Below are 25,669 nucleotides of genomic sequence, written 5' to 3' on the forward strand. Positions count from 1 at the left end.
TTTCCCTCACCGCGAACCGGTATCCACTTCGCGGGAAAACGCTCTGGATGCCCGGCGTCACCCTTCCAGCGCGATGGCGTGAACGTGTCGGCCGTAATCGGGCTCCTTGCGATGCACCGAGCGGCGATAGCTGAAGAAGCGTTCGTCGGCATAGGTGTCGAGGCCGAGATCGTCGATCATCAGGATGCCCGCCATGTCCAGCCGCTTGCGGATGAAGCCGGCGAGATCGAACATCGCGTGGCCCTCGCGTTCGGCGGGCATGAAGAACATGCCGTTCTCCGCATCGGCCTCGATGAAGCGTTCGACGAACTCGTTGCCGACCTCGTAGCTCGCCTGCCGGATCAGGGGGCCGATCGCGGCGATGATGCCGCCGCGCGTTGCGCCGAGCTCCTCCATTGCCGAGATCGTCGCTTCCAGCACGCCGGTGAGTGCGCCCTTCCAGCCGGCATGCGCACCGCCGATCACGCGCGCATTGGGATCGACGAACAGCACCGGGCCGCAATCGGCAGTCGTGACCGATATCGCAAGGCCTTCGGTGCGGGTGACGAGCGCGTCCGCCTTCGGGCGCGCGCCGCCATTCCATGGACCGGTCACGGCCACGACGTCAGGCGAGTGAATCTGGTGCACGCTGACGAGGTGATCGAGCGGCACGCCGAGCTGCGCCGCCATCCGCCGCCGGTTCTCCGCGACCTTGGCCGGATCGTCGCGCGAGCCGAGCCCGCCATTGAGGGCGGCATAGATGCCCTCCGACACGCCGCCTTCACGCGAGAAGAAGGCATGGCGCAGGCCCGGAATGGCCGACAGCAGCGGTGATCCCAATGTCATTGTTCGGTCTCGTCAGGCTGATCGCTCAATCCGGCGATCGAGGTGAGGCGTGGGTCGGAGATGGCCATCACCTTGAACATCGAGCCCATGCCGCCGCGCCCGGTATCGGTCAGGCGCTTGAGCGCACCGGCAACGTCGGCGGAGACCTCGGGGCTTGCTTTCGCCATCAGCCCGGCCGCACGGGCCTCGACGCCGAGACGCTTGAGGAAGTCGCCCTGCGTCACCGGTCCGTGGACGAGCGCGCCGACATCCTCGGCCGCGCGCGCCAGCGCCTGGAAGTCGACATGGGCGGTGACGTCGGCCTGGCCCGGGGCTTTCAGGGGATCGGCGAAGCTGTGGCGCACGATGGCCTGGAAGGTGTCGCCGGCATCGCTGCGCAGATGGCCGTAGTCGATGATCAGCGCCGCGCCGTCCTGGTCGCGCACGCGCGTGGCGAGCTTCATGATCTCGCCGTCGGGCCGCCACTCGAAGACCGCCCCGATGGGCGCCGCGCGCACCAGAGGCGGCAGCAGCACCTCGAAATGCGGCACAGGCTCGGGCGCGGGAGCGAAATACAGATTGCCATTGGCATCCATCCCGACCGTCCGCTCGTGCCAGCCGTTCTCGAGCCTGACCATCTGGCGGATCGGCAGCACGTCGAAATATTCATTGGCGAGGATGATGCTGGGGCCGTCCGGTACGTCGTCGATGCTGTCGTGCCAGGCGATGTTGCGCACGTTCGCCAGCGTCGCACTCTGCCGTTCGCGCAGGACGGGATTGACCTCGACCAGGTGGATGTTGAGCGCCTGGTAGAGCGGCGGCAGCACGCGCAATGCGCGTAGCGCATCCGCCATCATGGTGCCGCGGCCGGGGCCGAGCTCGATCAGGCGAAGCGTCGCCGGCGAGCCGATCGCGCGCCAGACCGAGGCGGTCCACAGTCCCAGGAGCTCGCCGAACATCTGGCTGATCTCGGGGGCGGTGGTGAAGTCGCCCTCGCGCCCGAGCGGATCGCGCGACACGTAATAGCCGTAGCGCGGATGCATCAGGCACAATTCCATGTACCGCCAGACCGGCATCGGGCCGGACAGCTTGATCAGCTTCCTGATCTCATCCAGCAGCGGGGAGGGTTCGTTCACGGCCTTCCTTGGATTGCACTTGCTTTGGATTGAACTTGTTCAGGTTGAACTCGGCGCCGGGCCGTTCGCCCGGCGGCGAACGGCGGCCGTGATGATGATAACGCCCACAATGATCATTGGCACCGACAGCAGCATGCCCATGGTTAGTCCGCCCCACAGGAATCCGAGTTGCGGGTCGGGCTCCCTGAAGTGCTCGCCGATGATTCGGGCAACGCCGTAGATCGTGATGAAGCTGCCGAGGATCAGGCCGGGACGCTTCAGCGCGCCCATCCGGATCATGATCGCCAGCGCTGCAAACAGCACGATGCCCTCGAGCCCGGCCTCGTAGAGCTGGCTCGGATGCCGCGGCAGCGGCCCGCCATTGGGGAAGATCATGGCCCAGGGCAGGTCCGGATCGGCGTGACGGCCCCACAATTCGCCGTTGATGAAGTTGGCGATTCGTCCGAGCAGCAGCCCGACCGGGGCGACGGCGGTGGTGATGTCGCCGAGCGACAGGATCGAGATGCGGTTGCGATAGGCGAACCACATCACCGCGACGACGCAGCCGAGGAAGCCGCCATGGAACGACATGCCGCCTTCCCACAATTTGAAGATCGCGGCGGGATGATCGATGAAGAAGGGCAGATTGTAGAACAGCACGTAGCCGGTGCGGCCGCCGAGGATGATGCCGAGCGTGACCCACAGGATGAAGTCGTCGATCTGCACCAGCGAGATCGGCGCTGGTCCGCCCCACAGGCGCTGGTTCTTCAGGAGCGAGCGCGCATAGAGCCAGCCGAATACGATGCCGCAGATATAGGCCAGCGCATACCAGCGGATCGCGAACGGACCGAGCGAGAGCGCTACGGGATTGAACACCGGAAAGTCGATCAGCAGGAACGGCATCGTTCGTCTTGAGACTCAGCTCACGAGGTTGCGCCGGTAAAGCGCGAGTAGCCGCTCCCAATGGCGTTCGGCGGCGTCGCGGTCATAGACCGGACGCTTGGGGAACGCAAAGCCGTGATGTGTGCCGGGATAGATCTCGACCTCGTTGTTCGATCCCTTCATGCCGGCCTTCACCTGCTCGATGATGTCCTGGGGCGCGTAGATATCGGTCTCGGCGCAGGCGAAATAGAGTTCGGCCTTTGTCTTTTGCGCGGCAAGATGCGGACTGTCGGGCTGGTCGGTCGCCAGATGCGTGCCGTAGACCGAGGCGGCGGCCTTGACGCGATCGCCGAAATGCGTCGCCGCGTTCACCGCATAGCGGCCGCTCATGCAATAGCCGACGGTGCCGATGATCGTGGTGTTGGCCGCCTTCTGCGTCTCGGCATAGGCGAGCAGGCCTTTGGTGTCCTCCATGACCAGCGGAATGTTGAGCGAGTGCATCAGCTCGAACATGCGCTTGCGTTCGGGCGATTCCGGATCGGGATTGATCGGGCCGAGCTCCATCACGCCGGCGCGGTAATACATGTTGGGCAGCATCACATAATAACCTGACGTGCCGAGCCGGCGCGCCATGTCGCGCAACTCCTCGCGGATCGCCGGCGCGTCCATGTAGAAGATGACGACGGGGAAGGGGCCGCCGCGCTCGGGATGGGTGATGAAGGTGGTGGTCTTGCCGTCCTTGGTCGGGATCTCGACGGTCTGGTCGATCATGGCGTTTCTGCTCGCGTTATGTGTGCGATTTCTGTTGTGAGTTCATACGATTGCAAGGAAACCGGAGCATGACAAGGCAAGCCTCGGGAGGCCTGCCATTCGCGGCGGACTTGAACCGGATGGCTGAGATCGCCATTGTCTTTGGCGCGAGGCAGGAACGCGGAGAGTTTTGCGAGATGACCCAGACCAGCAACCGGTTGTTCGACGAGATCGGCCGCCTGATGAACGACGCCGCCGGTGCCGCCCAGGGCGTCAAGCGCGAGTTCGACACCGTGATGCGCACCCAGGCGGAAAAATTCCTGCGCGACATGGACCTCGTCAAGCGCGAGGAGTTCGAGGCGGTCAAGGACATGGCGCGCCTCGCGCGCGAGGAGAACGAGGCGCTGAAGGCCCGCATCGCGGCGCTGGAGGCCAAGCTCGGCGGGACGGCCGGCTGATCTTCCACCCTCCCTGGAGGGGGAGGGTCGGCTCACATTGAGCGCAGCGATAATGTGAGACGGGGTGGGGTGAAGGTCCCTCCGCATCGAACGCTGCCCGTAGGGAGAGATCACCCCACCCCGACCCGCATTCCGCTTCGCTGCATGCGGTCCGACCCTCCCCCTCCAGGGGAGGGTGAAGCAAGAAAATTTCCTTCATTTCCTTGTCATTTCGGCCCTTTGGGGCTAAAAGCCCGCCACGTTCGCGGCCCCCGCACCCCTGGAGGCTTGCTGCGGATGATGCCATGGGCCGCGCTGCGGCCCATTAACTTTTGCAAAAACAAGGACTTAACGATATGGCGACGACCGTCAAGGAATTGAAGGCGACCGCACGTCCGAAGAGCGGCAAGGGGGCCGCCCGGGCTGAGCGTCGCGCCGGCAGAGTGCCCGGAGTGATCTACGGCAACAACCAGCCCCCGCTGACGATCTCGATTGCGGATCGCGAACTGCGCCAGCGCATCCTCGCCGGCCGGTTCCTGACCACGCTGGTCGACATCGACCTCGAGGGCAAGAAGCACCGCGTGATTCCGCGCGACTACCACCTCGATCCGGTCAAGGACTTCCCGATCCATGTCGATTTCATGCGGCTCGGCGAAGGCGCCACCATCCGCATCAGCGTTCCCCTGCACGTGGTGAAGGCTGAAACCTCCCCGGGCGTGAAGCGCGGCGGCACCGTCAACATCGTCGCCCACGCGATCGAACTCGAATGCGGCGTCGAGAGCATTCCGCAATACATCGAAGCCGACGTGGGCAGCCTCGAGATCAGCTATTCGCTGCATCTGTCGGACGTCAAGCTGCCGGCCGGCGTGAAGGCGCTGACCCGCGAGGACGCGACCCTCGTCACCATCGTGCCGCCGTCCGGCTACGCCGAAGAGCAGAAGGCCGCGGCTGCGGCGGCTGCCGGTGGCGCGGCTCCGGGCGCTGCGGCGGCTCCGGCGGCTGGTGCGGCTGCTCCGGCTGCTGCTGCTCCGGCGGCGGCTGCCAAGGCTCCCGCCGGCGGCGACAAGAAGAAGTAATCGATCAGGTCGGCGCGCGATCGTCTGATGGCGCGCCGACGCGGGATGCCGCGTCATGCGACTCTTTGTTGGGCTCGGCAATCCCGGCGCGAAATACGCACGTAACCGGCACAATATCGGCTTCATGGCCGTCGACGAGATCGCGCGGCGTCATGGTTTCGCACCATGGCGCCGCCGCTTTCAGGGCGAGACCTCCGAGGGCGTCGTCGATCGCGAGAAGGTCGTGCTGCTGAAGCCGACCACCTACATGAACGAGTCCGGGCGCGCGGTGCAGGAAGCGGCGAACTTCTTCAAGCTCACGCCCTCCGACGTCACCGTGTTCCATGACGAGCTCGAGCTGCCGCCGGGCAAGGTGCGGGTGAAGATCGGCGGCGGCATCGCCGGCCACAACGGCCTGCGCTCGATCTCGACGCATATCGGCAACGACTACCGCCGGGTGCGGCTCGGCATCGGTCATCCCGGCGTCAAGGAACTGGTGCACGGCCACGTGCTGTCGGACTTCGCCAAGGCCGACCGGGCGTGGGTGGAGGCCCTGTGCCAGGCCGTCGCCGACAGTGCCGGCCTGTTGGCGACGGGCCACGACGCGTCGTTCGCCAACAAGGTGCATCTGACGATGCAGGCCAAGGGGTTCGACAAGGGTGAGAACGGCGGCGAGAAGCCGGCCTGACCTCCTTTGTCGTCATGCCCGGCCTTGTGCCGGGCATCCACGTCTTACCTGCCGCGTGCACCGTAAGACGTGGATGGCCGGGACGAGCCCGGCCATGACGGATCAGAGAATGTTGAGGAAGACATGGGATTCAAATGCGGGATCGTCGGATTGCCCAATGTCGGCAAGTCGACCTTGTTCAATGCGCTGACCGAGACGGCCGCGGCGCAGGCCGCGAACTATCCGTTCTGCACCATCGAGCCGAATGTCGGCGAGGTCGCCGTGCCCGATCCGCGGCTGGAGAAGCTCGCCGTTATCGCCAAGTCCGGCCAGATCATCCCGACGCGGCTGACCTTCGTCGACATCGCGGGCCTCGTGCGCGGCGCCTCCAAGGGCGAAGGCCTCGGCAACCAGTTCCTCGCCAATATCCGCGAGGTCGATGCCATCGCGCATGTGGTGCGCTGCTTTGAGGATTCCGACATCACCCATGTCGAGGGCAAGATCGCCCCGCTCGCCGATATCGAGACCATCGAGACCGAGCTGATGCTCGCCGATCTCGACAGTCTCGAGAAGCGCGTCGACAATCTCACCAAGAAAGCCAAGGGCAACGACAAGGACGCCAAGGAGCAGCTCGATCTCGTCAACCGCACCCTGGTGCTGCTGCGCGAGGGCAAGCCCGCGCGTGCGTCGAGCGCAAGCCCGAGGAGGAGCGCGCCTTCTCCATGCTCGGCCTGCTGTCGTCCAAGCCCGTGCTCTATGTCTGCAACGTCGAGGAAGGATCGGCCAAGGACGGCAACAATTTTTCCAAGGCGGTGTTCGAGCGCGCCAAGGAGGAGGGCGCGGTCGCGGTCGTGATCTCCGCCAAGATCGAATCCGAAATCGCGACGCTGTCGCGTGAGGAACGCACTGACTTCCTGGAGACACTGGGTCTGGAAGAGGCCGGCCTCGACCGCCTGATCCGCGCCGGCTACACGCTGCTCGACCTCATCACCTACTTCACCATCGGCCCGAAGGAAGCGCGCGCCTGGACCATCCATCGCGGCACCAAGGCGCCGGCCGCGGCCGGCGTGATCCATACCGACTTCGAGAAAGGTTTCATCCGCGCCGAGACCATCGCGTATGAGGACTATATCGCGTTCGGCGGCGAAGCCGGCGCGCGCGATGCCGGCAAGCTCCGCCTCGAAGGCAAGGAATACGTCGTCGCCGACGGCGACGTGATGCATTTCAGGTTCAATACGTAAGCAGGCGATCGCGAGCTGCGCGCAACGGCGCCGGCAAACTGAGCCTCGATTTCTCCCCACGTCGTCCCGGGCAAGCGAAGCGCGACCCGGGACCCATAACCACAGGGTCGCGTTGTTGAAACGAGCTGTGGCCCCAGCTCGCTCCATCCCCACGTCCTGTGGTTATGGGTCCCTGCTTCTGCAGGGACGACATCGAGTATGGGGCGGCGCTCGCCTCACCGATCCGCACGCCCGATCACGTCCATCAGCTCGGCGATCTTGCGCCGCTGGTCGGCCTTGTCGCCGGACGAGATCGCATGCTCGACGCAATGCGCCACATGATCGCGCAGCACCTCTTCCTCGACGCGGCGCAGCGCCGCGCGCGCGGCCGCGATCTGCGTCACCACGTCGATGCAATAGCGGTCGTCCTCGACCATGGCGGCCAACCCGCGGATCTGACCTTCGATCCGTTTGAGCCGTTTTAAGCAGGATGTCTTGACCTCGTCTCTCATAGGCCTCATATACCCCCCTAGGGTATACAAATCAAGAGGCCGGGTTACCGGCCGGGAAGAGTTTCGTGGCACACGCAAAGCACGACCATTCGCACGCGGATCATCACCACAATGGCGCGGCCGCGCATTCCTGCTGCGGCGGCAAGCATGGTCACGACACGCCGCCGGCCGAGGCGGCGTTCGCGATCGATCCGGTCTGCGGCATGAAGGTCAACCCGGCGACCGCCAAGCACCGCTTCAGCTACCAGGGCGAGGAGTACCTGTTCTGCAGCAGCCGCTGCCGCGAGCGTTTCGAGACCGACCCTGAGAAGTATCTCAAGCCGCGTGAACCCGAGCCGCCGGCGCCCGCGGGCACCATCTACACTTGCCCGATGCATCCGGAGATCCGCCAGGTCGGACCGGGCTCCTGCCCGATCTGCGGCATGGCGCTGGAGCCTGAGCAGATCTCGCTCGACGACGGTCCCGATCCCGAACTGATCGACATGACGCGGCGGTTCTGGATCGGCCTCGCGCTGACCGTGCCGGTGTTCGTGCTCGAGATGGGCAGCCATCTTGGGCTGATGCAGCTGGTGCCGCAGCACTGGTCGAACTGGGTCTCACTCGTGCTGGCGACGCCCGTGGTGCTGTGGGCGGGCTGGCCGTTCTTCGTTCGCGGCTGGCAGTCGCTGCTGACGCGCAACCTCAACATGTTCACGCTGATCGCGATGGGCACCGGCGTCGCCTATGTCTACAGCGTGGTCGCGACGCTGGCGCCGCAGCTGTTCCCGCCCGCGTTCCGCGACATGCATGGCGCGGTCGCCGTCTATTTCGAGGCGGCTGCCGTGATCACCGTGCTCGTGCTGCTCGGCCAGGTGCTGGAGCTCCGCGCCCGCGCGCAGACCTCGGGCGCGATCCGCGCGCTGCTCGGCCTCGCGCCGAAGACCGCGCGGCGCATCACCGAACATGGCGACGAGGACATCGACATCGACGCGATCAAGGTCGGCGACCGCCTGCGCGTGCGGCCGGGCGAGAAGGTGCCGGTCGACGGCGTCGTCGTCGAGGGCAGTGCGGTCATTGACGAGTCCATGGTCACAGGCGAGTCGATGCCGGTCACGAAGGCCGAAGGCCAGAACGTGATCGGCGGCACCGTCAACCAGAGCGGCGGCCTCGTGATGCGCGCCGAGAAGATCGGCCGCGACACCATGCTGTCGCGGATCGTCGACATGGTGGCGAAGGCGCAGCGCTCACGCGCGCCGATCCAGCGGCTCGCCGATCGCGTCGCCGGCTGGTTCGTGCCGGCGGTGATCGCCGCCGCCGTGCTCGCCTTTATCGCCTGGACGGTGTTCGGACCGGAGCCGCGGCTGGCCTTCGGCCTGGTCGCAGCCGTCAGCGTGCTGATCATCGCCTGCCCCTGTGCGCTCGGCCTCGCGACCCCGATGTCGATCATGGTCGGCGTCGGCCGCGGCGCGCAGGGAGGCGTGCTGATCAAGAACGCCGAGGCGCTGGAGCGCATGGAGAAGATCGACACGCTGGTGGTCGACAAGACCGGCACGCTGACCGAGGGCAAGCCCAAGGTGGTGCACGTCATTGCCGCCGAAGGACTCGACGAGAGCGATCTGCTGCGCCTGGCGGCCAGTGTCGAGCAGGGCAGCGAGCACCCGCTGGCACAGGCGATTATCGCCGCTGCCAGGGAGCGCAAGCTCGCATCCGCCGCCGTCAGCAATTTCGCCTCGCCTTCCGGCAAGGGCGCGACCGGCACCGTCGAGGGCAGGCAAGTTGCGCTCGGCAATGCGGTGCTGATGGCCGAGCTGAAGATCGCGACGGCAGCGCTCGACGAGGCGGCCGAGGCGGCGCGGCGGGACGGCGCGACGGCCATCTATGTCGCGGTCGATGGCCGCGTCGTCGGGGTGATCGCGATAGCCGATCCGGTCAAGCCGTCTGCGACGAGCGCGCTGCAGGCGCTGCGCGCCGAGGGCCTGCGCATCGTGATGCTGACCGGCGACAACGAGACCACCGCGCGGGCGGTGGCGAAGACGCTCGGCATCGACGAGGTCGAGGCCGGCGTTCTGCCGGAGCGCAAGAGCGAGGTGGTGCAGCGGCTGCGCGGCGAGGGGCGCAGCGTCGCGATGGCGGGCGACGGCGTCAACGACGCGCCGGCGCTGGCGGCGGCCGAGGTCGGCATCGCCATGGGCACCGGCACCGACGTGGCCATGGAGAGCGCCGGCGTCACGCTGCTCAAGGGCGATCTGATGGGCCTCGTGCGCGCGCGGCGGCTGTCGGTCGCGACCATGCGCAACATCCGCCAGAACCTGGCGTTCGCGTTCGTCTACAACGCCGCCGGGGTGCCGATCGCAGCCGGCGTGCTGTATCCGCTGTTCGGCATCCTGCTGTCGCCGATGGTCGGCGCCGCCGCGATGGCGCTTTCCTCGGTCAGCGTGATCGGCAATGCGCTTAGGCTCGGCAGGGTGAAGCTGGACTAGACGTTTCCTACCTCGCCCCGCGTGTGGGGAGAGGTCGGATCGCATCGCAAGATGCGATCCGGGTGAGGGGGACGCTCCACGAGTTTGTCTCTCGCCTTTTTGTGCGGAAGCAGCCCATCACCCAGCCCTCTCCCCGTAAGAACGGGGAGAAAACGCGATCACGCCGGCAACAGCAGCTGTTCGCGGCGCTCCATCTCGGCATCGAGCCAGGTTGCGAGATCCTCGCTGATCTCGACCATCGGCAGCCGCACCTCGGGGCTGTCGATCAGCCCCTGCCGCCACAGCCAGTGCTTGGCCGGCGCGGGGCTTGGTTCGGCGAACAACAGCCTCGTCAGGCCGACGACGCTCTGCCAGGCGGCCAGCGCCGTGTCGCGCTGGCCCTGCTGCAGCAGCGTGCGGATCGCAGCGAAGGTGTTTGTTTCCAGATGTGCGGACAGCAGGATCGCCCCGTCGGCGCCGTCCGAGAGCGCATCGAAGGTTTGCGCATCCTCGCCGGTCAGCACGCGGAAGCCGGCCGGCCGGCGGTTGAGGAAGTCGATCGACTGCGCGCGGTCGGCGCAGCAATCCTTCATGCCGGCGATGTTCGGATGGTCCGCGAGCCGCAGCAGCGTCTGGTTGGTGATGTTCACGGCGGTGCGATAGGGGATGTTGTAGAGCACAATCGGCCATGCCGCGTGATCGGCGAGCGCCTCGAAGTGCTGCACGAGCCCGCGTTGCGAGGGCCTGATGTAATAGGGGCTGGCGATCAGATAGCCGTTGATCGGCCAGTCGGCCGTATCATCCAGCGCTTCCTTCATCCGGGCGGTCGAGGCGCCGGAGAGCCCGAGACAGACCGGCAAATGGCGGGAGCTGGCACTGAGCTCGTCGAGCACGACGCTCACCAGCCCCTCCAGTTCGTCCACGCTGAGCGCCATGCCCTCGCCGGAGGTTGCGCCGAGAATGAACCCGTCGACGGGGCCGCTGGCGTAGTGCCGTACGAGACGCCGCAGCGACGTGACGTCGAGTTCGCCGTTACGGAATGGCGTGATCAGAGGCAGCCAGAGGCCCTGCAATTGCTGGTGTAGATCGGTCATGTTCCATCTCCTGGGGAAGGCAAAGCCGGAGACGGGACCAACAAAAAACCCCGTCCAGGCGGCGGGGTTTCGGGATCGGTTTGAATGCGAAGGTGATCTTATCGCGCGCGATCTCGTGTCCCCGGGAGGGGAGCTTTTTTCGACGACAGAACGGCGCACGAAGTCGTGATCATGGGACAATGATGCTGCGCTGCGAGGTTGTTGTCAATGCACATGCTGATCGGCGCGTGCGGCGCGTTTTGCGCATGACGTGGAGGTGAAAGGGCACGGCGATGAAAAAAAGCCGGGCTCAAGTGAGCCCGGCTTAGGTATTGGCCACGTGAGGCCGACACAATCACCTTCCAAGAGGGATTACTGAACTCCCGCGCCACTGGAGGAGGGGGACAAATGCGCAACGCGAAGGCTCAGCGTGCAAACAATATGATCCCCATCGACGGCCTGCAGCAACTATCCAGGTCGCATGTCAGTCATGCGGAGACCGGGGGCAGCACGGATATCCCTATAAACCAGCCCTATAAGGGCGGCTTAATCAGGACGGCCAGCGCTGCGCCTTGCTCACCACGAAGTCGCGGAACACCTGCACGCGCGCGACCGTCTTCAATTCCTCGGGATAGACGAAGTAGGTATCGAGCTGGATCGAATCCGACTCGCCGAACAGCTGCACGAGTTTGTTCTGTTCCTCGACGAGATAGTCCGGCAGCGCGGCGATGCCGAGGCCCTGCTGACAGGCGCGCACGAGACCGAGGATGTTGTTGACCTTGAAATAGGCTTCGCGCGGGCCGGAGCCGTTGCGCCCGGCTTCGATCAGCCAATTGCGGTTCTGAAGATGCGGCGCGAAGCTGCCGTCGCTGAGCGTGATGATGCGGTGGGAGTCGAGCTCCTCCAGCGTGCGCGGCGTGCCGAAGCGCTTGATGTATTCCGGCGAGCAATAGGCGTGGAAGCCCATCGCGAACAGCTTGCGCTGGATCAGGTCCGGCTGCGTCGGCTTGCGGGTGCGGATCGCGACGTCGGCCTCGCGCATCGACAGATCGAGCTCCTCGTCGGTGACGATCAGCGAGATGCGGATCTCCGGATAGAGCGCGGTGAACTCGCCGAGCCGCGGGATCAGCCAGTTGATGCCGACGCCGGGCGTGGTGGTGATCTTGAGATCGCCGCTCGGCCGCTCGCGGCTGTCGGTCAGCTTGGCGCGCGCCGCCTGCAGCTGCATGAACACGTCATGCGCGGTGCGGAAGAGCAGGTCGCCCTGCTCGGTGAGGATCAGGCCGCGGGCGTGGCGGTGGAACAGCGAGACCGAGAGCTCCTGCTCCAGTGCCGAGACCTGGCGCGAGACCGCCGATTGCGACAGGCCGAGCTGCTCGCCCGCATGCGTGAAGCTGCCCGCTTCCGCCGCCGCGTGAAACACCTTCAGCTTGTCCCAATCCATATCCGTAAATCCGTCGCGTGTTCGAGGCATGATGTTATTCCGCTGCCGCGCGCTCGCTGGCGCGAAGGGCCAAGAAACGTTCGGCTTCGAGTGCGGCCATGCAGCCGAGGCCTGCGGCCGTCACGGCCTGGCGAAAGGTCTCGTCGGCGACGTCGCCGGCGGCGAACAGGCCGGGCACCGAGGTGGCGGTCGAGTTCGGGGCGACCTCGACATAGCCCGACGGTTTCAGCTTGACCTGGTCCTTGACCAGCTCCGTCGCCGGCGCGTGGCCGATGGCGATGAAGACGCCGTCCGCCTTCACGTCCGTGAGCGCGCCGGTCTTGACGTTCTTGAGCCGGACATGGGTGACCTTGTTCGGGTTCTCGGTGCCGCAGATCTCGTCCACGGCCGAGTCCCAGATCACCTTGATCTTCGGGTGGTTGAACAGGCGTTCCTGCAGGATGCGCTCGGCGCGGAAGTGATCGCGACGATGCACGATGGTGACCCGCGAGGCATGGTTGGTGAGGTACAGGGCCTCCTCGACAGCGGTATTGCCGCCACCGACCACGATGACGTCCTTGCCCCGGTAGAAGAAGCCGTCGCAGGTGGCGCAGGCCGACACGCCGCCGCCCTGGAACTTGGCTTCGGACGGCAGCCCGAGCCAGCGCGCTTGCGCCCCTGTGGCGAGGATCACGGTGTCGGCGAGATAAACGTCGCCGCTGTCGCAGGTGAGGCGGAACGGCCGCTGCGCCGTCTCCAGCCTGGTGACGAGGTCGGTGACGATCCTGGTGCCGACATGGACCGCCTGCTTCTCCATCTGCTCCATCAGCCAGGGGCCCTGGATCACGTCGGCGAAGCCCGGATAATTCTCGACGTCGGTGGTGATGGTGAGCTGGCCGCCGGGCTGGATGCCCTGGATCAGGATCGGCTCGAGCATCGCCCGCGCGGCATAGATCGCTGCCGTGTAGCCAGCAGGGCCGGAGCCGATAATGACGACCTTTGCATGAACAGGAGCGGACATTAGCTGATCCCTCTCTTCTGGGGACTTTGACGGGGACTTGTGTGGGAAGCACCCCGGAAGCAGGTCACGGCGGTGCTAAAAGTGTCAAATCCAAGTCTAGGATATCTGGGAAGCTATGCAAGATTTGCAATCCATGGCAGCGATTTTTCCCCGGAACTGAAGTCACATTCGCGAAATCGTGCGCTGCACGCGCAATAAAATTGCGCAACGCCGGTTGGCTGCGCTATGAGAGTTGCCGGCGGACCCGCCAAGCCTTCCAAACCCCTAGGGAACTGTAGTCGCGTGTCGAAGAACCTTGACGAGATCGACCTCAAAATCCTCGCCGAGATCCAGGCCGATGGCCGAATCACCAATGTGGAACTGGCCAAACGCGTCGGTATCTCGCCGCCGCCCTGCCTGCGCAGGGTCCGGGCGCTGGAGGAGGAAGGCTACATCCAGGGATACCGCGGCCTGCTCGATCCGCGCCGCCTCGGCTACGACGTCACGGTGTTCGCCTCGGTGCATCTGTCGAGCCAGGCCGACGCCGACCTGCGCGCTTTCGAGGATTTCGTCCGCGCCGAGCCCCTGGTGCGGGAATGCTGGATGCTGTCGGGCGAGGTCGATTTCATCCTCAAATGCGTCGCGCCCGACATGGCGACTTTCCAGGATTTCGTCACGCACCTGACTGCCGCGCCACATGTCCGCAACGTGCGGACCTCGCTGGTGCTGCACAATTCGAAGTACGAGGCGGCCGTGCCGCTGGATGTGAAGGTGGCGGGCTGAGGTTTGCGCTATTCCGCAGCTTGTCTGAAGTGCGGCTCCTCATCGCGCGAAGCGCGCCAGATCGCCGTGTCTACGCTCACCGGCCCACCGCCTGCCGTTGCGAGGTAAAGACAGGCAAAGCAGAACAGGATTGCAGCTGTTCCGCCGTTGTTGAGCGGCAGAAGTACCGGCTCGCCGGTCTTCAGCATGTGGCCCATGAAGTAGGCGAAGGCCATTTCACCCGAGAGGATGAACGCAGATATCCGCGAGAGCAGTCCGATCATCAAGAGCGCGCCGAGCACCAGTTCAAGCCAGCCCGCAGCCTGGATCAACGGCGGGATGTTAGCGAAGTACGCGAGCGCCGGAAACTTGAAGATTTTTGCAACGCCGTACTGGAACAGTAGCAGGCCGGTGATGAACCGGAACAGGCTCAAGAGATACGGCTGAAAGCTCGCCGCAAGTCGGTCCACATTCATTGCGCTCTCCACCATTAGTCCCCAGCGTCAACAATGGCGGAGCTGTTTGGTTCAAGGGGTTGCGAGATCGCGAGACCGCAACCTCCTCACAATTTCGTGGATACATGCGCGGGGCGCATCTTCGCCCTCTTCGTTGCGCGCCGGCGGAATGGAACTCGCGCTGCCTGCTGCAGGTCCGTCATGTCAGCACGCTTCTGCCGTTGGCGTGCTATGGCCTGCGCTTTCGCAAGGCCTCGAGGCCGAGCGGTCCGCCGCCTGCCGCGGCGAGGTAGAGGCAGACGAAGCAGAACAGTATCGCAAGCGTGCCGTCGCTAAGCAGCGGAAAGAAGCTGACAGGCGCGTGCTCGATGAAATAGGCGAATGCCATCTCGCCGGAGAGGATGAAGGCAACGATCCGGGTGAACAGGCCCAGCATCAGCATCCCGCCGAGCACCAGTTCGAACATGCCGGCGATACCGAACAGCGAGAACGGCGTCACCTGCGCGAACATCTCGACATGCGGAAACTTGAACAACTTGGCGACACCGAACTGGAAGAGCAACAGCCCGGTGATGAAACGGAGAATGCTCAGCAAAACGGGCTGAGCGGTTGCGCTGAGGCGGTCCAGGTCCATGCTATCCTCCAAAATGATAATGCGCGCCGTTGCCGGCGCGCATTATGGAGAACGAGGCGACGCTGTCACGCCCTCCGCGTGCAATTCATTCGGAGCGCTATGCGGTCTTGCCTTCGCGGATCGTGTCCAGGCTCAACGGGCCGGGGCCGGCGAACATGAAATAGAGGAAGACGAAGCAGTAGACCGCGGCGAGCTCGCCTCCGTTCAGGATCGGATAGAAGCTCTTGCCCGCGTGCGCCATGAAATAGGCGACTGCCGTGAAGCCCGAGAGGATGAACGCAACCGGACGCGTAAACAGACCAAGGATGAACAGCGCGCCGCCGACAAGCTCGATCAGTCCGCCGACGCCCATCAGCGAACCGATTTCGACGTTGGCAAACATCGGAACGGTCGGAAAGTGGAGAATCTTCGCGGTGCCGTGCTGCAGCAGGCTGAGCCCGACGTAGATGCGAAGGATGCTGAGAAGGCTTGGCGAATATCGCGCAGCCAAAGTGCTGATCATGTTGCTGGGTCCCCAGATAGTTATGCTCTATAACCATTCCGGGGCCGATTCATTAACAAGTTAATCAGCGTTGCCAAGTCACAATCGTGTCAGCGACCGTGAAGAGATGTCGCATATCCCATGCAGCAAAAAAGCCGCGTTGGAAAACGCGGCTCCTTTGTAGCTCCGGCTTAGGCTAAAACTACCGCCACTCCACCTTGGTGATCTCATAGGCCTTGGCGCCGCCGGGTGCGTTGACTTCGACGGTCGATCCCTTCTTCTTGCCGATCAACGCGCGCGCGAGCGGCGAGGTGATGGAGATGCGGCCCTTCTTGGCGTCGGCCTCGACCTCGCCGACGATCTGCCACACCGTCTTCTTCTCGGTGTCCTCGTCGACCAGCGTCACGGTGGCGCCGAACTTGATGGTGTCGCCGGAGAGCTTGGAAATGTCGATGATGTCGGCGCGCGCGAGCTTGTCCTCGAGCTCGGCGATGCGGCCTTCATTGTGGGACTGCTCTTCCTTCGCGGCATGATATTCCGCGTTTTCCGACAGGTCTCCGTGCGAGCGCGCCTCCGCGATATGCTCGATGATCCGCGGACGATCCACGGACTGGCGCTGCTTCAATTCGTCCGTCAGCGCGGCGTATCCGCCCGCGGTCATCGGAACCTTATCCATCATCTTCGTCCTTCATCGCGCGCGCCCGGCGGCCGTGCACGAATATCCAGTTCAGCTAACGCAGGAATCAGGGCGCCAACGCGCCCGGAAGCCCAGTGATATTCGGCCCCGCTAAGGGCCGTGACAACATCCAATCGCGCGGTGAGTTCCAGCCATTCGGCTAATTGACCGCTTCGGGTCTTCAGCCCGGGCAGCGATCAGGTTTCCGAAAAGTAGCTCTGCAGGGTACGAACCTCAAGATCCCCGCCCAAATAGGCGCGGATGCCCTGCGCGGCCGCCACGGCCCCGGAAAGAGTGGTGTAATACGGCACTTTATGCAAGAGGGCCGCGCGCCGCAGCGAACGGCTGTCGGCCAGGGCCTGCGGGCCTTCGGTGGTGTTGAAGACGAGCTGGACGTCCCCGTTGGTGATGGCGTCGACGATGTGCGGCCTCCCCTCCAGCACCTTGTTCACCTTTTCGGTCGGGATGCCCTGGTCGGTCAGGAAGCGCTGGGTGCCCGATGTCGCCAGCACCTTGAAGCCGAGCGAGTGCAATTCGCGAACGGCTTCGGCGATGCGCGTCTTGTCGCTTTCGCGCACCGACACGAACACCGTGCCCTTGCGCGGCACCCGCGTGCCGCCGCCGAGCTGGCTCTTGGCGAAGGCCACCGCAAACGAACGGTCGATGCCCATGACCTCGCCGGTCGAGCGCATCTCGGGGCCGAGCACCGTGTCGACGCCGGGGAAGCGCGCGAACGGGAAGACCGATTCCTTGACGCCGACGTGCTTGAGCCTGGCCTTCTTCAGCTTGAAATCGGCGAGCTTCTCGCCCGCCATGATGCGCGCGGCGATCTTGGCGACCGGCGTGCCGACCACCTTGGCGACGAACGGCACCGTGCGCGAAGCGCGCGGATTGACCTCGAGCACGTAGATCTCGCCGTCCTTGATGGCATATTGCACGTTCATCAGGCCGATGACGTCGAGGCCGAGCGCGAGCTCGCGGGTCTGCCGCTCCAGCTCCTCGATCATCTCAGGCTCGAGCGAGTGCGGCGGAAGCGAGCAGGCGCTGTCGCCGGAATGGATGCCGGCTTCCTCGATGTGCTCCATGATACCGACGATGAACGTGTCCTTGCCGTCGGAGAGGCAGTCGACGTCGATCTCGGTCGCGTCCGACAGATAGCGGTCGAACAGCAGCGGGTTCTTGCCGAGCACCGTGTTGATCTGCCCGGTCTTGTCGTTCGGATAGCGCGCCTTGACGTCGGCCGGCACCAGCTCCGGCAACGTGCCGAGCAGATAGTCGTTGAGCTGGTTCTCCTCGCGGATGATCTGCATGGCGCGGCCGCCGAGCACGTAGGACGGGCGGACCACCAGCGGCAGGCCGAGGTCGGCGGAGACGAGCCTCGCCTGTTCGACCGAATAGGCGATGCCGTTCTTCGGCTGCTTGAGACGAAGCTTGTCGAGCACGCGCTTGAAGCGGTCGCGGTCCTCGGCGAGGTCGATGGCGTCCGGCGAGGTGCCGAGGATCGGCACTTCGGCGGCCTCCAGCGCGCGCGCCAGCTTCAGAGGCGTCTGGCCGCCGAACTGCACGATCACGCCGTGCAGCGTGCCCTTGCTGCGCTCCTTCGCGATGATCTCCAGCACGTCCTCGGCGGTGAGCGGCTCGAAATACAGCCGGTCGGCGGTGTCGTAGTCGGTCGACACCGTCTCCGGATTGCAGTTGACCATGATGGATTCGTAGCCGGCGTCATGCAGCGCGAAGCAGGCGTGACAGCAGCAATAGTCGAACTCGATGCCCTGGCCGATGCGGTTGGGACCGCCGCCGAGAATGATGACCTTCTTCTTGTCGGACGGCGTGCTTTCGTCCGCTGGCGCGCCCGCAAACGGCGCCTCATAGGTCGAATACATGTAGGCGGTGGGGGAGGCGAATTCAGCCGCGCAGGTGTCGATGCGCTTGTAGACGGGGCGAACGCCGAGCGCGTGCCGCTTCGCGGTAACGTCGGCCTCAGTGGCCTCCGTGAGCACGGCGAGCCGCGCGTCCGAGAAGCCCATCGCCTTCAGCATCCGCATCGCGAACGCATTGGTCGGCAGGCCGCTGCTGCGGACCTTGCCTTCCATGTCGACGATGCCGCGCATCTCGCCGAGGAACCACGGATCGATCTTGCAGGACTTGAAGATGTCCTCGTTCGACCAGCCGAGCCGCATGGCCTGGGCGACCTGGAGCAGCCGGTTCGGCGTCGGCGTGCCGAGCGCGGCGCGGATCGCGTTCTTGTCGTCGTCGCGGCCGAGGCCCTCGATCTCGATCTCGTCGAGGCCGGTCAACCCGGTCTCGAGCCCGCGCAGCGCCTTTTGCAGGCTTTCCTGGAAGGTGCGCCCGATCGCCATGACTTCGCCGACCGACTTCATCGACGTGGTCAGCGTGGTCGAGGCGCCCGGGAATTTCTCGAAGGCGAACCGCGGCACCTTGGTGACGACGTAGTCGATGGTCGGCTCGAACGAGGCGGGCGTGGCGCCGCCGGTGATGTCGTTGGCGATCTCGTCCAGGGTGTAGCCGACGGCGAGCTTGGCGGCGACCTTGGCGATCGGAAAACCGGTGGCCTTAGAGGCCAGCGCGGAGGAGCGCGACACGCGCGGATTCATCTCGATGACGACCATGCGGCCGTCTTCGGGATTGACGCCGAACTGCACGTTGGAGCCGCCGGTCTCGACGCCGATCTCGCGCAGCACCGCCAGCGAGGCGTCGCGCATGATCTGGTATTCCTTGTCGGTCAGCGTCAGCGCCGGCGCCACCGTGATGGAATCGCCGGTGTGCACGCCCATCGGATCGAGGTTCTCGATCGAGCAGACGATGATGCAATTGTCGTTCTTGTCGCGCACGACCTCCATCTCGTACTCTTTCCAGCCGAGCACGGATTCTTCGATCAGCACTTCGTTGGTGGGAGACGCATCGAGGCCGCGTTCGATGATGTCGAGGAACTCTTCCTTGTTGTAGGCGATGCCGCCGCCGGTGCCGCCCATGGTGAAGGAGGGGCGGATGATCGCCGGCAGGCCGATCTCGGACAGCGCCATCATCGCCTCGGCCAAGGCCTGCTGCTGGTAGCGCTTGCGCCGCTCGTTCTCGCCGCCTTCCCACTGCCGTTCGAAGGCTTCGAGTTCGGGGCCGGACAGCTTGGCCTGATCGGCGAGGTACTTGTCGCGGTCGGACTTCTTCAGCTCGGACGCGTTGGCGAGCCGCGACTTCGGCGTCTGCAGCCCGATCTTCTCCATCGCGTTGCGGAACAGCTGGCGGTCTTCGGCCTTGTCGATCGCGTCGGCGGTGGCGCCGATCATCTCGACGTCGAACTTCTCCAGTGTGCCCTGGCGGCGCAGCGACAGCGCGCAATTCAGCGCGGTCTGTCCGCCCATGGTCGGCAGCAGCGCGAAGCCGCCGGGAATGACGTGACGTTCCTTCTCGATGATCTTGGCGACGATCTCGGGCGTGATCGGCTCGATATAGGTCGCATCGGCCAATTCCGGATCGGTCATGATGGTGGCCGGGTTGGAATTGACGAGGACGATGCGATAGCCCTCTTCCTTCAGCGTCTTCACCGCCTGCGTGCCCGAATAGTCGAACTCGCAGGCCTGGCCGATCACGATGGGACCGGCGCCGATGATCAGGATGGTCGAGATGTCGGTTCGTTTGGGCATCACCGCTCACGGGCTGGAATCTGGGCACAAAAAAAGGGCGCGCTTGCCGCGCGTCCCTCGAGCCATGCGCTACATGTTGTAGCGCCGGAAGCGCGATCCCTCGCGCGCGGGTGGTCTTTAGACCAGTTTCCGCACCCGCGAAACCCCCAAAAACGCGCAATCAACCGCGATTCTGGGGGAAAATCCGCATTCGGCATATGCCCGGTTGGGGGTGCTCGGGATGTGGGGAGGGGCTACCGGCCCGGCTTCGCCCTTTGGGCTACGCCGCGGCAGCCTTCGCTACGAAAGGGCTTGCCGAGCCGAAGCTGGCGGAGCCAGCGAAGGCTGGAGACCCGGCCTGGATTTGAACCAGGATGAACAGTGTTGCACCACTGCCGCGTCGAAGCTTCCGCCACCGGGCCGAGCGGATCATTGCTGATTATTTCAGTGGCCGCCACGTTTACTGGTGGGTAACGTTAATGGCCGGCGCAACCCAGGATCAGTGGTGCGCCACGAACGTCATCCGCCACGGATTGTGCCCGATGTTGCGCGGCGCGCGCGTAGCGCTGAACCCGGCGGCGCCGAGCTTCGCGATCATCTCGTCCTCGCGGTAGCGCTGCAGTCCGATCCTGGTGCGCAGCTGGCGGTAGTCGGACAGTGCGGTCGAAGCCAGCCCGACCAGCGCATCGCGCAGGAAGCCGTGGGTCGCCGCAAAGCGCAGCAGGGCCACGACGTCCCTCGCCATGCCGACTTCGGGCCGCAGGATATCGCCGAGCACGAACCGGCCCGAGGGCTTCAGCAGGCGGTGGATCACGTCGAACGCGGAATCGAGCTCCTGCGGCGTCATGTATTGCGCCACCGAGTTCATCATCACGAGGTCGATCGAGTCCGCGTCCATGTGCTTCAGGTCATCGAGCGAGCGGACACGGATTCGGGTGTCGGGCGCAAAGCGCGCGACCAGACGGCCGCGTACGCCGGGCGCCGGCTCCGCCAGATAGAGCTGGGCGCAGGCATTGGCGACCTTCGCCGCCGACAGCGCCTCGCCGCAGGCATAGTCGAGCACCACGGCATCCGGCGAAGCGATGTAGCCGATGATGTCGTTTGCGATGATCTGGAAATGCAGGTCACGGTGCAGTCGGCTCGCATAGATCGTATGCGTGGAATCGTAATAATCGATCCATTCATCCATCGCGTTTGGTATCCGGCAGAACGGGTTCCTGGCCTCAGGAACGGGTGGGCTGATGATGCGTTAGCGGTCCGGCGGCCAATGTTCAATGCGCCGAAATACGGGTTCCTAACAGGAAGGTCCAACGTGAGCAAAGCCAAGACTGACAAGATCTCGCCCGATCTCGACACGCCGAGCGACCTGCCGCAGGCTGCGGTGGACACGATCTCGGTCTCGCTCAACGTGCTTCTGGCCGACGCGTTCGCGCTTTACCTCAAAACCAAGAATTTCCACTGGCACATCAGCGGCCGGCATTTCCGGGACTACCATCTGCTGCTCGACGAGCAGTCCGACCAGATCTTCGCCACCACCGACCAGCTCGCCGAGCGCGTCCGCAAGATCGGCGGTGCCACGCTGAAGTCGATCGGCCAGGTCGCAAAGCTCCAGACCATCAAGGACAACAACGAGGACTACGTCCCGCCGCGCGAGATGCTGCGCGAGCTGATGCAGGACAACAAGCACATGGCGGCTGCGATGCGCAAGGCGCACAAGCTGGCTGACGAGCAGGAGGACTCCGGCACCGCAGGCCTCCTCGAAAACTTCATCGACGAGACCGAGCGCCGCACCTGGTTCCTGTTCGAGGCGACCCGCCAGGAAGGCAGCAACGCGGCGTAGGCGTCAGCGCTTCCACAGCCGCACCAGCGGCCCGTCCTTGCCCATCACCGGATCGGTCGCGGGGATCGCGACCTGTGGGATCGTCTTCAGCGCCATGGCGTGGTTCTCCGGCGTCGGCCGCTGCAGATCCATCGGCGGGCCCGGCGGATAGGCGCCGATCACGCAGAAATCATCGCTCGCCTGGGTGCACTGATGCCCGGTGCCGGCCGGCAGGATCGCGACGTCGCCGGCCGCGATCTCCAGCGCCCGCCCATGGTCGCCGCCGAACTGCACGCGCGCGCGGCCGCGCGCGACGCCCAGCACCTCGTGCACGGTGGCGTGGTAATGCGCGAAGTCGTAGACGCCGTTGCGCCACATCGCGCCCCAGCCGTTCTTGCCGAACAGCCGCTCGATGATGGCCTCGGGATTGCTGCTGACGTCGACGGTGGCCTTGTAGACCAGGAACGGCATCGGGTTGTTCGGCACCAGGCCGTCGTCCTGGAAGACGATGGTCAGGGGTTCGATATCGGTACGGACGACCGACATGGTGGCTCTCCAGCGCTGCGAGGTGCCGTGGTCTCCAGACCAACAAACCGTCGGTCCGCAAACCGTTCCAGCTAGATTTTGAACTTCAACACGTCTTCCTTGAATTTGAGCCCGTGCCCGGGCCGCTCCGGCGCGGTGATCATGCCGTTGGCGATCTCGGGCGGGTCGACCCAGAGATCGTCGATCAGCGCCATGTTCTCGCACCAGATGCCGTTCGGAATCGAAGCCAAGAGGTGCACATTGAGTTCGGGAAACAGATGCGGCGCGATGGTGATGCCGAACGTGTCCGCGAGCGCTGCGATCTTGCGCAGGTCGGTCATGCCGCCGCGCATCGGGTCGGGTTGCAGGATTGGCAGGCAGGGATTGAGAAAGAACGGCCGCAGATCGTAGCGCGTGAAATGCGTCTCGCCGCCGACGACGCGCATGTCGAGCGCCGCCGCGATCCGCTGATAGCCGGCGAAATCATCGGCCGGCACTGGCTCCTCGAGCCAGTAGATGTCGTACTTCTCGAACTTGCGTCCCATCTCGATGGCGACATCGGCGCTCCAGCCCATGTTGACGTCGATCATGATGTCGATGTCGGGCCCGAGCGCCTCGCGCATGCGGCGCACATTGTCGAGGTCCTGCGCCGGCGTGTGGACGTGCGCGACCTGCATCTTGATCGCCTTGTAGCCCTGCTTCACGAAATGCAGCGCCTTCTCGATCATCCCGTCGCCGCCGGCGCCCCGGAAGCAGCCGGAACCATAGATCGGGATTTCCGAGCGATAGTGCCCCCACAGCCGGTGCAGCGGCAGTCCGGCCCGTTTCCCCACCGCGTCCCACAGCGCGATGTCGAGCGCCGACATGGCCATCGCGGCGATGCCGCCGCGGCCGTAGGTCATCGTCGCCGTCCACAGATCGCGCCAGATCGCCTCGATCGCGGTGGCGTCCTTGCCGATGACGCGCGCGATGATGCATTCCTCGAGACAGGCCGCGATCGACTTCATCGCCGGCTTGAACACAAACAGATAGCCCATGCCGGTGACACCGCCGGACGTCTCGACGTCGCAGATCAGAATGTCGCGCGTCGCGCCGAGCGCCGCGCCTTTCAGCCAGGGATCGTCGGCCCAGGGCAGCCGCAGCATCGTCACGCGGATGTCGCGGATGGTCATGTCTGAATGGGCTGAAATCATCGGCGCTCCCTTTCCAGGCCGGATCATGTTTGCCTGATCTCGGACAGGGAAACTCAATCACAGAGCGCAGGCCGCGATCCAGCGCGCTTCGTCATGCCTCCAATGCGCGAAAACGCGATTGCCCTCAGGTATTCTTGGGCAGCTCGAACACCAGGCAGGTCGTGGTGGCATGCGCGAGCAACTTGCCCTTGCCGTCGGTAATCCGCGCTTCCGCGGTCGCAACCCGGCGCCCGGCGTTGAGCACGTGGCCCTCGGTGCGGATTTTGCCGGTGTCCTGGCTCATGCCGCGAACGAAGGAGATCTTGAACTCCAGCGTGGTGTAGCCAAAGCCCTGCGGCAGCATGGTCTGGACCGCAAGCCCTATCGCGGAATCCAAGAGAATCGCGGCGTAGCCGCCATGCACCGAGCCGATCGGGTTGTAGTGGCGCAGGCCCGGGATGCTGTGGATCACCACATGGCCGGTCTCGGCGGAGCAGTCGAACGGCTCGACATTCTCCATGATCGGCGGCTCCGGCAGGGTCCGGGCGAAGATGCCGCGCACGAAGTCGAGCCCGGACATCGATGCCATCACCGCCATCGAGGAGACGCCGTAGACGGGCTTCGGGGTGGCGGGGACGGTCATGTCGGCATTTCCCGTGATCTGATGCGAAGGCGCGTTGTCCATCGGTGCTCACAGCACAGTCCGTCATGCCCGGACTTGATCCGGGCATCCATCTTTCTTCGAGGGATGGAATGCCGGGTCAAGCCCGGCAATGACGATCGGGCTCTAAGCCGCGCGCTTGTTCTTCCGCATCAGGTCGGCGAAGCGCTTGAAAAGATAGTGCGAGTCGCGCGGGCCCGGTGAGGCCTCCGGGTGGTACTGCACCGAGAACACCGGCTTGCCGTCGAGCTGGATGCCGCAATTTGAGCCGTCGAACAGCGAGATGTGGGTCTGCGTCGCGCCCTTCGGCAGCGTCGTCTCGTCGACGGCAAAACCGTGGTTCATCGAGGTGATCTCGACCTTGCCGGTGGTCTCGTCCTTGACGGGATGATTGGCGCCGTGATGGCCCTGATGCATCTTCTTCGTCTTGGCGCCGACGGCGAGGCCCAGCATCTGGTGGCCGAGGCAAATCCCGAAGGTCGGCGTGCCCGACTTGATCACGTCCCGGATCACAGGCACGGCATATTTGCCGGTCGCGGCCGGATCGCCCGGACCATTGGACAGGAACACGCCGTCCGGCTTCATCGCCAGAATGTCCTCGGCTGAGGTCGTTGCCGGCACCACCGTCACCTTGCAGCCGACCCCGGCGAGCAGGCGCAGGATGTTGCGCTTGATGCCGTAGTCGATGGCGACGACGTTGAATTCCGGATTCTCCTGGCGGCCGAAGCCTTTGTCCCACAGCCAGGGCGTCTCGTCCCAGCTGAAGCGCTGGCCGGAGGTGACCAGCGGCACGAGATCCATGCCCTCGAGGCCCGGCCATTCCCGCGCTTCTTCCTTCAGACCATGCAGGTCGAACTCGCCGGTCCTGGAATGCGCGATCACGGCGTTGGGCATGCCCTTGGAGCGGATCAAGGCGGTCAGCGCGCGGGTGTCGATGCCGGAGAGACCGATGATGCCGCGCGCCTTCAGCCAGCCGTCGAGATGCTTGGTGGCGCGATAGTTCGAGGGATCGGTGATCGCGGTGCGCAGGATCACGCCGCGCGCGCCCGGCGTCGCCGCCATGTTCACCGTCTCGATGTCGTCCTCGTTGGTGCCGACATTGCCGATATGCGGGAAGGTGAAGGTAATGAGCTGTCCGGCATAGGAGGGATCGGTGAGGATCTCTTCATAGCCGGTCATCGCGGTGTTGAAGCAGACTTCACCGACGGCGTGGCCTTCGGCGCCGAGACCGAAGCCCTCGAGCACCGTGCCGTCGGCAAGCACGAGGAGCGCGGTCGGTTTGTGGTCCGGCCAAGCGGTATCGTTTTCGGATGTTGTCATGAGCCCTTTAAATAGACGCCGCACCCTGCGGCGTCAAAGCGAAAGGGCACGGATTCACACGGCAATACCGGCCGATTTGACAGGCCCGAACGGCCTTTTAATCTAAAGTTCCCTGAAGCAGCCGTTTGCTTGCCGAAAATGACCCGT

General features: G+C 64.8%; 24 protein-coding genes and 1 pseudogene. 7 read left to right on the forward strand and 18 right to left on the reverse strand.

Annotated features, from left to right (window positions below; translation table 11 throughout):
* Positions 1 to 57: 57 nt before the first annotated feature.
* The 4 genes from pgeF to RX327_RS07450 all read right to left on the reverse strand — a co-directional run bounded on the left by pgeF (position 58) and on the right by RX327_RS07450 (position 3,572).
* Positions 58 to 825: a peptidoglycan editing factor PgeF gene (gene pgeF / locus RX327_RS07435; protein ID WP_317249911.1), complete on the reverse strand. Its 768-nt coding sequence runs from the start codon at positions 823 to 825 to the stop codon at positions 58 to 60.
* Positions 822 to 1,880, reverse strand: coding sequence for a class I SAM-dependent methyltransferase (locus tag RX327_RS07440; protein WP_317251218.1), 1,059 nt, complete (start codon positions 1,878 to 1,880; stop codon positions 822 to 824). Before RX327_RS07440 ends, pgeF begins: the two co-directional genes overlap by 4 nt.
* 99 nt (positions 1,881 to 1,979) lie before the next feature.
* A complete protein-coding gene (lgt, locus tag RX327_RS07445) occupies positions 1,980 to 2,822 on the reverse strand; it encodes a prolipoprotein diacylglyceryl transferase (protein WP_317249912.1) in 843 nt (280 codons plus the stop codon).
* A gap of 15 nt (positions 2,823 to 2,837) precedes the next feature.
* Complete coding sequence (locus RX327_RS07450; protein WP_050384186.1) at positions 2,838 to 3,572, reverse strand: dienelactone hydrolase family protein; 735 nt, start codon at positions 3,570 to 3,572, stop codon at positions 2,838 to 2,840.
* 176 nt (positions 3,573 to 3,748) lie between these two features.
* Here RX327_RS07450 and RX327_RS07455 point away from each other — a divergent pair, with 176 nt between their 5' ends.
* The 4 genes and pseudogenes from RX327_RS07455 (at position 3,749) to ychF (ending at position 6,951) form a co-directional block, all read left to right on the forward strand.
* On the forward strand, positions 3,749 to 4,009 hold the full coding sequence (locus RX327_RS07455; protein WP_317249913.1) for an accessory factor UbiK family protein: 261 nt from the start codon (positions 3,749 to 3,751) through the stop codon (positions 4,007 to 4,009).
* Between the two features lie 335 nt (positions 4,010 to 4,344).
* Entirely contained in the window at positions 4,345 to 5,064 is a 720-nt protein-coding gene (locus tag RX327_RS07460; protein ID WP_317249914.1) for a 50S ribosomal protein L25/general stress protein Ctc, read from the forward strand.
* 55 nt (positions 5,065 to 5,119) lie between these two features.
* On the forward strand, positions 5,120 to 5,731 hold the full coding sequence (gene pth / locus RX327_RS07465) for an aminoacyl-tRNA hydrolase (protein ID WP_317249915.1): 612 nt from the start codon (positions 5,120 to 5,122) through the stop codon (positions 5,729 to 5,731).
* 123 nt (positions 5,732 to 5,854) lie between these two features.
* A pseudogene (gene ychF / locus RX327_RS07470) lies at positions 5,855 to 6,951 on the forward strand (redox-regulated ATPase YchF).
* A 215-nt stretch (positions 6,952 to 7,166) separates the two neighbouring features.
* Here ychF and RX327_RS07475 read toward each other — a convergent pair.
* Positions 7,167 to 7,442, reverse strand: a complete 276-nt coding sequence (locus tag RX327_RS07475) for a metal-sensitive transcriptional regulator (protein WP_018269815.1) — start codon at positions 7,440 to 7,442, stop codon at positions 7,167 to 7,169.
* 65 nt (positions 7,443 to 7,507) lie between these two features.
* On the opposite strand from RX327_RS07475, the gene RX327_RS07480 reads away from it, so the two are divergent.
* Complete coding sequence (locus RX327_RS07480) at positions 7,508 to 9,901, forward strand: heavy metal translocating P-type ATPase (protein WP_317249916.1); 2,394 nt, start codon at positions 7,508 to 7,510, stop codon at positions 9,899 to 9,901.
* A 158-nt stretch (positions 9,902 to 10,059) separates the two neighbouring features.
* Here RX327_RS07480 and RX327_RS07485 read toward each other — a convergent pair whose 3' ends face one another.
* The 3 genes from RX327_RS07485 to trxB all read right to left on the reverse strand — a co-directional run bounded on the left by RX327_RS07485 (position 10,060) and on the right by trxB (position 13,397).
* Positions 10,060 to 10,974, reverse strand: coding sequence for a 4-hydroxy-tetrahydrodipicolinate synthase (locus RX327_RS07485; RefSeq protein ID WP_317249917.1), 915 nt, complete (start codon positions 10,972 to 10,974; stop codon positions 10,060 to 10,062).
* A gap of 529 nt (positions 10,975 to 11,503) precedes the next feature.
* Positions 11,504 to 12,427, reverse strand: a complete 924-nt coding sequence (locus RX327_RS07490) for a LysR family transcriptional regulator (RefSeq protein ID WP_028178742.1) — start codon at positions 12,425 to 12,427, stop codon at positions 11,504 to 11,506.
* A gap of 4 nt (positions 12,428 to 12,431) precedes the next feature.
* The gene (trxB, locus tag RX327_RS07495; RefSeq protein ID WP_317249918.1) at positions 12,432 to 13,397 is read right to left on the reverse strand and encodes a thioredoxin-disulfide reductase; all 966 of its coding nucleotides are present in this window, start codon (positions 13,395 to 13,397) and stop codon (positions 12,432 to 12,434) included.
* 282 nt (positions 13,398 to 13,679) lie between these two features.
* Here trxB and RX327_RS07500 point away from each other — a divergent pair, with 282 nt between their 5' ends.
* The gene (locus RX327_RS07500) at positions 13,680 to 14,159 is read left to right on the forward strand and encodes an Lrp/AsnC family transcriptional regulator (RefSeq protein ID WP_317249919.1); all 480 of its coding nucleotides are present in this window, start codon (positions 13,680 to 13,682) and stop codon (positions 14,157 to 14,159) included.
* An 8-nt stretch (positions 14,160 to 14,167) separates the two neighbouring features.
* On the opposite strand, the gene RX327_RS07505 is transcribed toward RX327_RS07500, so the two are convergent.
* The 6 genes from RX327_RS07505 to RX327_RS07530 form a co-directional block, all read right to left on the reverse strand.
* Positions 14,168 to 14,629: a DoxX family protein gene (locus tag RX327_RS07505; protein ID WP_317249920.1), complete on the reverse strand. Its 462-nt coding sequence runs from the start codon at positions 14,627 to 14,629 to the stop codon at positions 14,168 to 14,170.
* A 193-nt stretch (positions 14,630 to 14,822) separates the two neighbouring features.
* Entirely contained in the window at positions 14,823 to 15,227 is a 405-nt protein-coding gene (locus tag RX327_RS07510) for a DoxX family protein (protein ID WP_152977537.1), read from the reverse strand.
* Positions 15,228 to 15,324: 97 nt separating this feature from the next.
* Positions 15,325 to 15,729, reverse strand: a complete 405-nt coding sequence (locus RX327_RS07515; protein ID WP_050384184.1) for a DoxX family protein — start codon at positions 15,727 to 15,729, stop codon at positions 15,325 to 15,327.
* Between the two features lie 181 nt (positions 15,730 to 15,910).
* Positions 15,911 to 16,384 (reverse strand): transcription elongation factor GreA, encoded by a 474-nt coding sequence (gene greA, locus RX327_RS07520; protein ID WP_317249921.1) that lies wholly within the window; start codon positions 16,382 to 16,384, stop codon positions 15,911 to 15,913.
* Positions 16,385 to 16,581: 197 nt separating this feature from the next.
* On the reverse strand, positions 16,582 to 20,046 hold the full coding sequence (carB, locus tag RX327_RS07525) for a carbamoyl-phosphate synthase large subunit (protein ID WP_317249922.1): 3,465 nt from the start codon (positions 20,044 to 20,046) through the stop codon (positions 16,582 to 16,584).
* Between the two features lie 478 nt (positions 20,047 to 20,524).
* Entirely contained in the window at positions 20,525 to 21,214 is a 690-nt protein-coding gene (locus RX327_RS07530) for a class I SAM-dependent methyltransferase (protein WP_050384182.1), read from the reverse strand.
* A 123-nt stretch (positions 21,215 to 21,337) separates the two neighbouring features.
* Here RX327_RS07530 and RX327_RS07535 point away from each other — a divergent pair, with 123 nt between their 5' ends.
* Positions 21,338 to 21,865, forward strand: coding sequence for a DNA starvation/stationary phase protection protein (locus RX327_RS07535; RefSeq protein WP_317249923.1), 528 nt, complete (start codon positions 21,338 to 21,340; stop codon positions 21,863 to 21,865).
* Positions 21,866 to 21,868: 3 nt separating this feature from the next.
* Here RX327_RS07535 and RX327_RS07540 read toward each other — a convergent pair whose 3' ends face one another.
* From RX327_RS07540 to carA, 4 genes are all read right to left on the reverse strand, one after another.
* Positions 21,869 to 22,390 carry a hypothetical protein gene (locus tag RX327_RS07540; RefSeq protein ID WP_317249924.1) on the reverse strand — a complete coding sequence of 174 codons (522 nt, stop codon included), beginning with the start codon at positions 22,388 to 22,390 and terminating at the stop codon, positions 21,869 to 21,871.
* A 71-nt stretch (positions 22,391 to 22,461) separates the two neighbouring features.
* Positions 22,462 to 23,562 carry a mandelate racemase/muconate lactonizing enzyme family protein gene (locus RX327_RS07545; RefSeq protein ID WP_160321737.1) on the reverse strand — a complete coding sequence of 367 codons (1,101 nt, stop codon included), beginning with the start codon at positions 23,560 to 23,562 and terminating at the stop codon, positions 22,462 to 22,464.
* Positions 23,563 to 23,686: 124 nt separating this feature from the next.
* Entirely contained in the window at positions 23,687 to 24,184 is a 498-nt protein-coding gene (locus tag RX327_RS07550; protein ID WP_050384259.1) for a PaaI family thioesterase, read from the reverse strand.
* A 144-nt stretch (positions 24,185 to 24,328) separates the two neighbouring features.
* Positions 24,329 to 25,522 (reverse strand): glutamine-hydrolyzing carbamoyl-phosphate synthase small subunit, encoded by a 1,194-nt coding sequence (gene carA / locus RX327_RS07555; RefSeq protein WP_317249925.1) that lies wholly within the window; start codon positions 25,520 to 25,522, stop codon positions 24,329 to 24,331.
* Positions 25,523 to 25,669: the final 147 nt, after the last annotated feature.

It is taken from the genome of Bradyrhizobium sp. BEA-2-5 (assembly GCF_032918025.1).
GTDB classification, from domain to species: Bacteria; Pseudomonadota; Alphaproteobacteria; order Rhizobiales; family Xanthobacteraceae; genus Bradyrhizobium; species Bradyrhizobium pachyrhizi.